5 protein-coding genes are annotated in these 11,331 nt (G+C 37.8%); all 5 read right to left on the reverse strand.

The window, feature by feature from the left end; genetic code table 11:
- A partial coding sequence (locus F6K22_RS16540) for a polyketide synthase (protein WP_293099853.1) occupies window positions 1-6,070 on the reverse strand: 6,070 nt, incomplete at its 3' end.
- The gene (locus tag F6K22_RS16545; RefSeq protein WP_293099856.1) at window positions 6,067-6,843 is read right to left on the reverse strand and encodes an enoyl-CoA hydratase/isomerase; all 777 of its coding nucleotides are present in this window, start codon (window positions 6,841-6,843) and stop codon (window positions 6,067-6,069) included. The genes F6K22_RS16545 and F6K22_RS16540, both read right to left, overlap by 4 nt.
- A complete protein-coding gene (locus F6K22_RS16550) occupies window positions 6,834-8,093 on the reverse strand; it encodes a hydroxymethylglutaryl-CoA synthase family protein (RefSeq protein ID WP_293099858.1) in 1,260 nt (419 codons plus the stop codon). Before F6K22_RS16550 ends, F6K22_RS16545 begins: the two co-directional genes overlap by 10 nt.
- A 679-nt stretch (window positions 8,094-8,772) precedes the next feature.
- Window positions 8,773-10,005 carry a beta-ketoacyl synthase N-terminal-like domain-containing protein gene (locus F6K22_RS16555; protein ID WP_293099861.1) on the reverse strand — a complete coding sequence of 411 codons (1,233 nt, stop codon included), beginning with the start codon at window positions 10,003-10,005 and terminating at the stop codon, window positions 8,773-8,775.
- A gap of 7 nt (window positions 10,006-10,012) precedes the next feature.
- On the reverse strand, window positions 10,013-11,331 hold a 1,319-nt coding region (locus F6K22_RS16560; RefSeq protein WP_293099864.1), incomplete at its 5' end, for an acyl carrier protein.

Here is an 11,331-nt window from a genome sequence, read left to right on the forward strand (position 1 = left end):
TTAATATCAACCAATTCTTGGACTCTGATGTTGGTAGAACCTGGGAATTTTGAGCAACAATTACTGATTGCCGATTCAAAATTTCTGGTATTCCCTCATTTTCTGGCAGAGTTACAAATTCCGCAAAACCAATTTCCGGCAATAACTCTTGCCATTTGGAGCGATTCAGTAGAGGATTATCTGCTCGTATTTCATCTTGGAATTTCCACCATCCTTCCAATAATCCAAATGTTAAATCTAGCGATCGCTGATGACTTGTTATTTCAGATAAAACTAATATTCCACCTGGTGCTAGAAGTTTTCGGACATTAGATAGTGTTTCTTTGACGTTAGCTGTAGCATGTAGAACATTAGCTGCAATAATTACATCGTATTGATAAGCATCAAACCCTTGAGTTGTTGGATCTACCTCTATATTTAGAGTTTCATAATTTACAAACTTATATTCTGGGAATTTTTCCTTAGCTTTTGAGGTGAAAACTGTTCCGATATCTGTAAAAGTATACTCCGTGCTATTTGCTGGTAGCACTGGCAAAATAGAACTGGTTGTGGACCCGCTACCTGCTCCTATCTCCAGTATCCTTACCCCTTGTGCTTTGGGTAATTTTTCAATCGCCTTAGCTACTGCTTTTTCTATCAAAGTATTCATCATCTTGCCCAGGATAGATTCCTGATATGATGACTTCATATCTCCTGATGGCAACTCCATTTCTAGAGGATCTTGTTTGCCTTGCAATACTTCACTTAGTTTGGCTCCGCAACGATTTAAAAGCACTAATTCGGCTTCCGCAATCGGATATTGACTCAGTAATTCTTCACCTTTTTTCTCCCCTTGATTCACCAGACTTTCATTCAGGGTTTGCAGCATTTCCCACTCGTTATCTGTTACCCGTGAAATAATTCCATCTTCTGCAAGAATCTGTAGCATTCGATTAAATAATCTTTTTTGTTCTGGAATTATCTCTAATCTTTGAACCTCATTCTCAGTATTAAATTTATCTCCAGCTTTATAAGGCCATCCCATTTGATTAATTGCCTGCAACACATACTCCCGACTTAATTCATCTAACTGAATATCTGGATAACTCTCTAAGTCTGACTGAGTAGAAAATTCTGTAACAGTTGCCTTTAGTTGCTCTTCAATTTCTTTTGGTGTCAGGAGATAATCTGGTGGTAGTAGTCTTCCTAAACGACCTTTAGTTCTCCACTCTATCTCATACAACAGGTCAGTAATATTTTTCTCTTTCCTTCCCAGTAAAGCTTCCCGACTTGCCAACTTAACTCTTAAACCGATAATTTTGGCAATAACTTCTCCTTTCTCACCGCTCAAGATAACATTCGCTTTTAAACTTCCCTTCTGGGGAACATCATTTTCTTCATTTGCAATTGATGCGTGTGCCCATAAATATTTCTCTGGTTGAGTATAGGTAATTAACTCCTCTACCCCTACTGGTAAATAAGTTTCCTTACTTCCACTTTTTTCTGGGAGAGCATTAAAAATAACCTGGAATGCTGCATCCAATATAGCTGGATGTATATTATACTCCTCTATTCCTAGAGCGATTTCTTCAGGAATACCTATCTGAGCGATCGCCTGATTTTCTCCTTGCCACAACTCTTGAATGCCTTGAAAAGCCTTACCATAACTAATCCCCTGTTCTTGAGTTTTTAGATAATGTTGTTTAACTTCTATAGAATTACTGCATTCTCCTAAATATTTCTCTGTGTCAAATTTTTCCTCACTCACCTCTGTTGCAGTTTCAATTTCTCCCGCAGCATGGAGTAACCACTTTTGGACTTCCTCATTATCCTCTTGTTGTTGACTAAATATTTGAAACTGAGTAGTTGTGTCTGATGGAGTCAGTATAGTCTGAACTATTTTCCGTTCACCCTCCGGCAACACTAACCCCCGCTCTATCTTCAAATTTTTCACAACTACATTGGGAGTTTGATAATAATTTTGCCCTATCGCTGTAGCTATTTCTAAGTATGCTGCTGCTGGTAACAGAGCTTGGTCAAAAACTCTGTGGTCTTTGAGGTATGCTGGATTTTCTTCCCCAATCAACGACTCAAAAACTTGTTGTGAACCAGCAAAGTTGATTTGATGACCCAATAAAGGATGTATATCTTTGACCCGTTGTCCACTAGAAACCCAACCTTTCTGATATCCATTTACTTCAGCCCAATAACTTTCTCGTGCAAATGGGTATGTAGGCAACGTTACTTTCTCAGGATTGTAATATTGTTCAAATCCTAACCAGTTTATTTTTGCTCCTTTTGTATATAATTGCCCTAAACTTGAGAGCATCTGCTGCCATTCATCTGTATTCGGGCGCAATGATGGCAACCACATTCCCAAAACATCCGGTAAACATTGACGACCCATACCTAACAATATTGGTTTTGGTCCGATTTCTAAGAATGTCTCATAACCTTTTTCCTGTAAAACTTGCATACCTTGAGTAAATCTTACTGGTTGACGCACATGACTTACCCAATATTTGGCTGTTGTTATGCTTTCGTCTGCTACTGTCCCTGTAACGTTTGATATAACTGGTATCCGTGGTTTATTATAAGTAAGTTGATTTGCTACTGCTTCCCATTCTCCCAACATTGGTTCCATCAATGGTGAATGGAATGCGTGAGATACCTGCAATTTTTTAGTTTTAATTCCTTCTGACTCTAGAGTGCTGATAATTTCCTTTAGTCCTTCAGCAGCACCTGATATTACTGTACTCTTTGGTCCGTTTATTGCTGCTATAGCTACTTTTTCTGTGTATGGAGCAATTAATGATTCTACTTTTGATTCTGATGCCATCACAGCAACCATTTCCCCACCTTCAGGTAACTGCTGCATCAACTTACCCCTAGCAGAAATTAGTTTCAGACCATCTTCTAAACTAAAAATCCCTGCTACTGTTGCTGCCACATATTCACCAACACTGTGACCCATGACTACATTTGGTTTAATACCCCAAGATTCCCATAATTTAGCTAGAGCATATTCTATGACAAATATAGCAGGTTGAGTATAAACTGTTTGGTCTAGAAGCGATGTCTCTCCATCTTGAGGGTAGATAATATCGAGGATAGATTTTCCACTCAGTTTCTCCAAGATGCGATCGCATCTGTCAACAACTTCTCGGAATAAGGGAGATTTTTGATACAGTTGTCTTCCCATATTCACATACTGAGAACCTTGACCTGTGAATAAAAAGGCTATTTTGAGTGCAGGAAGACTTTTTGGTAGTTCACCGGAAAATATTCCAGGTACTTCTTCTCCTGCTTTATACTTCTGGAGTTTCTCTGCTAACTCTTGTTGATTTGCAGCTACAAATGCTAATCTGTGGTTAAAATGAGTCCGCCCTGTGTTAGCTGAGTAGCAAATATCAGCGATGTCTGCTTCTGGATTCGTTTTGATATAATTTTCATAACTATTAACTAACTCTGAAACGACTGCTTCTGTCTTAGCTGACAATGTTAATAGATGAACCGGGCGATCTAAAGTCTTTTCAGTTTTGCTTTTTTTTGGTGCTTCCTCTAAAACCAAATGAGCATTCGTTCCACTAAAACCAAAGGAACTTACTGCTGCTCGTCTTGGTTTGTCTACTTCTATTTCCCAATCTTTGTATTCTGTATTAACAAAGAAAGGACTATTCTCAAAGTCAATGTGGGGATTAGGTTGACTATAATGTAGCGACGGCACAAACTTCCGATTCATCAAACACAAAATTGCTTTAATCAAACCAGAAACCCCTGCTGCTGTTCCCGAATGACCAATATTTGTCTTGACTGACCCAATCGCACAAAAATTTCTCTTCTTTGTCCACTTAGAAAATGTTTCTGTTAAAGCTTCTACTTCTATAGGATCTCCCAGTGGTGTTGCTGTACCGTGAGCTTCTACATAACCTATAGTTTCTGGATTAATTCCAAACTGCTGATAAACTTTTTGTTCTAACTGTGTTTGAGATTTTCCACTTGGAGCGCTAATCCCATTAGTATTACCGTCATAATTTACTCCTATTCCCTTAATTATTCCATAGATTTTATCTCCATCTTTAATTGCCTGACGGTAGCTTTTCAATAATACTACACCACAACCTTCGCTCCAAGTTGTACCCGATGCTGAAGAGTCAAAGGTCTTGCAACGACCTGCGGGAGATACCATTTGGAACTGACTTGATATTACTTGGAAGTCAGAAGTTGGGAGAATACAAACACCACCAGCGATCGCTACTTCACTTTCTCCCTTTTGAATACTATCGCAAGCTTGATTTATTGCGACTAAAGAAGAAGAACAAGAAGTATCAACAGCTAGTACTGGTCCTTTCAGGTCTAAGAAATAGGCTATTCTTGCTGGTATAACTGCTAGCAAATTTCCAGTCAATGATAGTCGATGGCTATCTAATCCTGACATTGACAATAACTTACTATAATCACCGTTGCTAGCTGCACCTACAAATACCCCACATTGTTTTCCTTTGAAAGTATCCGGTGCATATCCTGCATCCTCAATAGCGTGGTAAGCTTCTTCTAAAAATATTCTTTGTTGAGGCTCAATAAACTTAGCTTCTACTGGGGAAATCTCAAAAAATAAAGGATCGAATTTATCAATTTCTTCTAAAAAACCTGCACATTTGCTATAGGAAGTACCGGGATGTTCTGGATCTGGATGATACCAATTATTTTCTTCCCATCTTCCAGGAGGAACCTCTGTTACACTATCAACTCCATTCTTTAAATTATCCCAAAACTCTCTCCAGTTTTTTGCCCCTGGATATCGACATGACATTCCTATAATAGCTATATCTGTATTCCCAACTTCCCCTAACTCTTCATTCTTTTGTATCGGTTCTGAATTTGTTACTCCTAATAACAACTTTTCGGCATTTTCTAAAGATATTTCTCCTGAACTTAACTGAGATAATACATCTTCAGATTTATCTGAATCTGTTACTCCTAATAACAACTTTTCAGCATTTTCTAAAGATATTTCTCCTGAACTTAACTGAGATAATACATCCTCAGATTTATCTGAATCTGTTACTCCTAATAACAACTTTTCGGCATTTTCTAAAGATATTTCTCCTGAACTTAACTGAGATAATACATCCTCAGATTTATCTGTATTAATCTTGTTACTTTGACTACGGTTATTCTTTCTGTTCTCCTCACCTCCCAGCAAAAGTTTCTCAGCTTGAGAAAATGCTAAATCTAAAGAAACATCACCAGATTGTAACTGAGATAATAAATTTTCTGCTTCCTTTTCCCTTGATTTCTCTTCACTTTTCTCTAATCCCAAATTTTCCTCTATCCTAGTTTTTACTTCTGGTTGATGAAAAGTTATATCGTGCATTTCTAACTCTTTTTCTATCACCTTTGGTAATTTATTTTTAATCTCTGAAGTTAAATGTTCTTTTAATGTCAATAAAGATAACCTAGGCTTTTCTGCCATTTCCCTAGCCATTTTCTGCGCATAACTTAGCACATCTTTTTTTGATACAACTGGAAAAGGAATACCACGCTCTGCTAGCTCTCTACCACTATAATTTCTAGCAGTAAACATCATTTCTCTACCTAATTCTGCCCCTAATTTCTGAGGTAATACCAACGTTACTCCTACTCCTGGAGTAAAGCCGTATTTCATAAAATTACTAGCATAAAAACTTTCTCGACTAAACACAAGAAAATCTGCATATAGAGCCAGACCGAAACCTCCTCCTAATGCATGACCTTCCATAGCAGCAATTACTGGTAGGGGACAATCTAATGACAATGTTAAAGCATCTAAACCATCAGTAAACTTACCTTCTCCTTTAAAAATCGATATTAATTGTTCTCTATTACCACCTGTACAAAAGTATTTACTGCTTCCTGCTAATATAACTACTTTATAATTCTTACTTTGCTTAACTTTTTGAAAAGATTTATACAATTGACCCATCATTTCTGAAGAAAGAGAATTGTGATTTTTCTCATCTTTCATCACGATTTGGACAATCTCTTTTTCTAATTCTATAAATTCTACTATTCCAGTGTTTGTTGCTGCTGAGTCCCAGATGAAATTCATGTTTGCCACGGAAGTACCCCCTCTTGTTGAAACCGTTTAATTTTTTCTTTAATATCAGGATTTTCTACTAAACTAGAAATCTTATTTACAGCCAAATTTTGAGTTTCTTCTTTTATTATCCATAACTGATTAATATAGTCTTTTAATTCTTTCACCCCAGAGGATGGCAAACATTTTAATCGTCTAACATATTGACTCAATAACTTATTAGTATCACTACCATATTCATCAATTAATCCCCAATTATAAGCTTCTGCAGCTGATATTTGTTGAGTAGTCAGAGATAAACGGTAGGCTTTCTGAAACCCAACTCGGCGAATTAGAAAAGGCAACACACAAGCTGGTAATAAACCAAATAATAGTTCCGATAAAACAAATGTTGTAGTTTCATCTGCAATAACTATATCACTTGCTGCTACTATACCTACTCCCCCCGCTTGTACTTTACCCCGTACCACTGCCACAAATACTTTACTACTCAGGGAAATATGTTTAAGTATTTTGTAAAAAGCTTCAGAATTAGCTTTTGAGTCTCGATCCTTTTCTTCTGATGCGTCTTGAAAATCCATTCCTGTGCAAAATACATCAGGCAACCCTTCAATAACTACAACTTTAATTGTTGAATCTACTTCAGCAGATTGGTAAACTGACCATAATTCTTGAAGAAGTTCCTCATTAATACTGTTGTTGACTTCAGGTCTATAAATCTGAATCCTTAGTACAGCAAGCTTTTGGTTTACTTTTATGGTTTGATAATCCATAATTACACCCATTCATATTCTCGGTGAAATTCTTTGATTTCCTTTAAAACTAATCTACCCTTACCTTCAACTTGTTGCCATACTTTCGGAAATAGTGTTTTGTCTATGGTAACATTTCTAGTTCCAAAAGCAACTGCGTTACTTTGATGTAATATATACTGATATTCTTCAAAATTTAAAGGATAACGTTCCCCTAACCGTTCTGAAATCCTTTGTTGAGCTTGAATTTCTTTGGCTTCCGGTGTGACAACACCACTATAAAATTCTGAACTACAACCAGATCCATAAGAAAATAAACCGACTCGTCGAGGTCCGTTGATTTCTCCATTGTCAATAGTGCTAGCTAGGGATAAATGTAATGTTGCTCCCATAATATTCCCTACTTGTTGACAATAAACTAACCCAGGCATCACCCTTCTTTGAAAGTCTGCTTCAATTTGCGGTGGTTTTGCCCTTTTTAACTTGCGCATCATACTTCTATGTGCCCCTTTTACCATACCACCAAAAGGGGTGTGAAAGCTCAAGTAATCAAAAGTTTTCTCGTAGTCTACTCCTTCGACTCGGTTCTGATATTCCTGATAGGCATTTTCGCAACAATCTAAGTAAGATAATAATGATAAGTCTGCATCTCCTGCTTCTGCATCTGGAGCTGGTCTGCAAGTATCCATTACTTCATAACCATAGTAGCCATTACAACCTACATCCACCTGAAAAATATGACCTACATCACTAACTAAAATAGCTACTGCTCCACCACCACTACTTGGTTCCGCAAAAGCAGCTTCTTTGTCCAGAGTATTTACTCCTTCTGGAAGCAAAAACCGAGTTATATCTGTGGCAATAACTAAGACTTTTGCTCCAGGAGATGTTTGAGACAGGACAAAATTTAATGCCATCTGAAACCCTGCTGTACCTGAATAGCAAGCTTGCTTAAGTTCAAACAAACGACAGGTGCGACTTAGCCCTAAATAAGCATGGATATAGGTACTCATTGATTTACCAAAGTCGATACCAGACTCGCTACAGGTTATTACCATTTCTATGCGTTTTTTGTCAATATCGCTCAAGCTATCCACTATTGGTTTGGCTGCGTTAATTGCGAAAGAAATTGGGTCTTCATAAGGCATTACCACAGTTTTCTCTTTCATCATTAGATTATCGAAGCGACTCGTATCTAATTGACGTGCTTCTGCTAACATTCGCACATCTATTTTTGCAGATCCCCCATATACATTGAGGGCTTCGATCCCAACCTGTTCCATAAGTTTTCCTTGATTTTATTTTCATTTTATGGTAAGAGGCTGATTTATAAAACTGATATAAAATATCACAATTAATTTAGTGGTATTTCAATGTTTATTTCCTGCTTCTACGGTGATATTTGGTAGTACCACTTCCACAGGTATCAACGCTCAACCATTCTGAGAAACCTATGATAATCTATAGAAATTTATGATTATCTGTTCTATTCCTGCTTCATTCTGGCAACGTCGGCGTTATCCAGTCCACAAACTGTCACGGTCGTTGGCGTTAGCCGAGCGTAGCTCTCACTGACCGCCATAGCTAAATTCAAGGCTGTATTCAGGTCTCGTTCACGCTAGCGTTGCGGAGCAATCGCAACTGAAATTGCAGTGTTCACAATTGAAAATGCGCTCTGATAAACATTGAAGGAGTACTTACGCATAAGTAACGCAATTTCCACGTTTGAGATTGCTTTGCTGTCGCTCACAATGACAGAAACACGTTGTTTTGCGTAAGTCCTGTGAAGCTTGAACTCATAAAAGCCTTAGTTTGTACCAACCTTCTGCTTCCCAGGAGGGAAGAGGATGGAGGTGGATTATGGTTACAAAGCATTCAACTGACATTTCAATACTTCAATGACAGAAGTATAGATTTACTTTAGAATCTTAACTTAAATTTACCAACGCCGCAATACTACCGCTATGATTTTCCTATTAATAAAGCTGTATTAATTCCGCCAAAAGCAAAACTATTACTTATAGCATACTTGATTTCTGCTTGAATAGCAGTTTCTTTGACCCAACTTAGGGTATAATCTATAGGATTAACTAAGTTATGAGTAGGATGACAAAAACTATGGTTCATTTGTAGTAGAGTAGCGATCGCTTCCACAACCCCAGCAGCAGTTAAACAGTGACCAGTCAAAGATTTTGTAGAATTGACTAGACAATGATTCAGTCCCACAGATTTTAAAGCAGCTACTTCTGTCTTGTCACCTAGAGGGGAACTGGTACCGTGAGTATTTAGATATGATATCTCCTCTGGTTTCAACTCGGCCATTGCTAGCGCAGTATTCATGGCTCGTTCTTCTCCTTTTTGAGAAGGTTCAGGACTACGGTTTCCATCTAAATTAAATCCCCAACCCATAAGCTTTCCGTAGGAAACTGCTCCTCGTTGTTGAGCGTGGTCACTTCTCTCCAGGACTAACACTCCACAGCCTTCTCCATAAATAAATCCATCGTGGTCTTGGTCAAATGGTCTACAGGCAAGGTCTGGGCGATCGGCAAAACGTTCACTACCCATTGCCCCCAAATTCGTTAGTCCATGGCATTCATAACCTGAGAGATCAAATAATGAGCCTACAGCAATACTAACATCTGTGATGCCCATTAAAATTTGACGGGCTGCATGAATTATTGCTACTGCTCCACTAGCAGATGCACCACCTACACTGTAACCTTCTCCTTGGACATGAAAACACTGAGATAGCAAGCCCATTATATCGGTATCCCAAACTGTAAGTCCATAAGTGGGACGTAAAAATTGAGGACGAGATTGATAACGCTGCCAGATTTCTTGCTGATGACGTTGTTGTACATTTGAGCCACCTACTACTAACCCAATACGTTCGGGGTTGACGTTGCCATTAACCAACTGAGCATCTTGCCAAGCTTCGGATACTGCTAAGGTAGCTATTTGTCCACTCCAACTGGCAGTGCGTAAAAGACTACTATATTCTGGGAGGAGAGAGCGGACATCAATTTCGGGTATTTCTGCCCCTATAAATGGTTTAGCGCCTTCACGTCCTGGTCGTTTGAGATCATCAAATTGAGTTTTGCCAGAAAATAGGGCTTCTTTGAAAGCTGTTACTCCTTGACCAATAGAAGTAACTATACCCATTCCCGTTATATCTACGCTGCTTTCCCTTTCCATAAGCAATTTATAACTTAGCTGCAAATATTTCAGCCAGTTCTCCTATATTGTTGGCTCCAGCTAATTCAATCCGTGGAACATTTAAAGATAAATCTTCCATTATCATCATAATAATTTCTGCCCTACTTGCTGAATCAATGCCTAAGTTTTTCAGACTATGGGTTGCTCCGAGGGGAACTTTTTCGAGTTCTGGTGCTACTTCACGGGTATATTTGATAATTAGCTGTAAGACTTTTTCTTTTTGACCTCCGTTTTGAGGTTCGTGTTTTAATGGCTGTGATACTTCTTGTTTTTTACCTTTTTTTTTAAGTTGCTCTTTTAATTCTTGAATCATTTGATTTGCTTCTTGAGCAGATAACTCTTTTTTAGCTACTCGATTAAGTATTGAGCGTAGCTCTTCTTTTAATTTTTCTTCAGAGTCACTAACAGATTCTTGTGTTTCTGTTTTAACTTGTGGTGTTTCTACAGGTACTTGTTCTTGTTTTTGTAAAGTCTCAGCAATATAATTTGTTAATTCCAACAATGTTGGATAATCATATAATTTAGTTGCTTTAATATCCAATCCATAATGCCGATTAATAGCAGTAATCCATTCAACTCCAATGATAGAATCTAAACCTGAATCTATAAATTTTTGATCTTCTATTATTTCACTAGGTTCTACATACAGAGCTTCTGCTAATTTTTCTTTCAGTGTTTCTTTGATTTGATTAATATCCATATCCATATTTTTAATACTGGTTGCTGTCGAAATATTTGAAGTCTCGATCTTTGATTTCAGAGAAGTTACTGGTTGAAGGTTTTCTTGCGGTGTCATCTTAGATTTTGCCGTAGACTTAACTGTTAATTTTCTTTTTGGTCTTTCCTGTATATTTGCTTTTGGAGTAGAGACCATATTTAGGCTTGGCAATCTAATTTTGACTTTTTCTGAGTTACTTTTTCCGTTGCTTTGAACCTGCTGTTGTACTTTTTGAGGTTCAGATACCTTGCTTTGAACTTGCTGTTGTACTTTTTGAGGTTCGGAGACTAGGAATTTTTTATACTGTTTAATATCCGTTATCCAATACCGTCGTCTTTGCCAAGGATATGTTGGTAATACTACTTTTTGGCGAGAGTAATCTCCATCAAATCCTAACCAATTTATTTCAACTCCTTGTAAATGTAATTGTCCTAAACTCTCTAGTATTTGCAACCAGTCTGGTTTTCTTGAACGTAAACTTGGCAACCACAGTTTCTGGCCTTCTGTTCCCATTAAACATTCCCGCCCCATTCCCAGTAACACTGGTTTTGGTCCGATTTCTACAAACACTTCGCTACCCACTTCAT

The sequence above is a fragment of the Okeania sp. SIO2F4 genome, assembly GCF_010672385.1.
Taxonomy (GTDB): Bacteria; Cyanobacteriota; Cyanobacteriia; order Cyanobacteriales; family Microcoleaceae; genus Trichodesmium.

Excerpts from the sequence above, each read along its gene's own strand:
- F6K22_RS16555 (WP_293099861.1), bottom strand. The coding sequence starts at position 10,005 with ATGGAAAGGGAAAGCAGCGTAGATATAACGGGAATGGGTATAGTTACT.
- F6K22_RS16545 (WP_293099856.1), bottom strand. The coding sequence starts at position 6,843 with ATGGGTGTAATTATGGATTATCAAACCATAAAAGTAAACCAAAAGCTT.
- F6K22_RS16550 (WP_293099858.1), bottom strand. The coding sequence starts at position 8,093 with ATGGAACAGGTTGGGATCGAAGCCCTCAATGTATATGGGGGATCTGCA.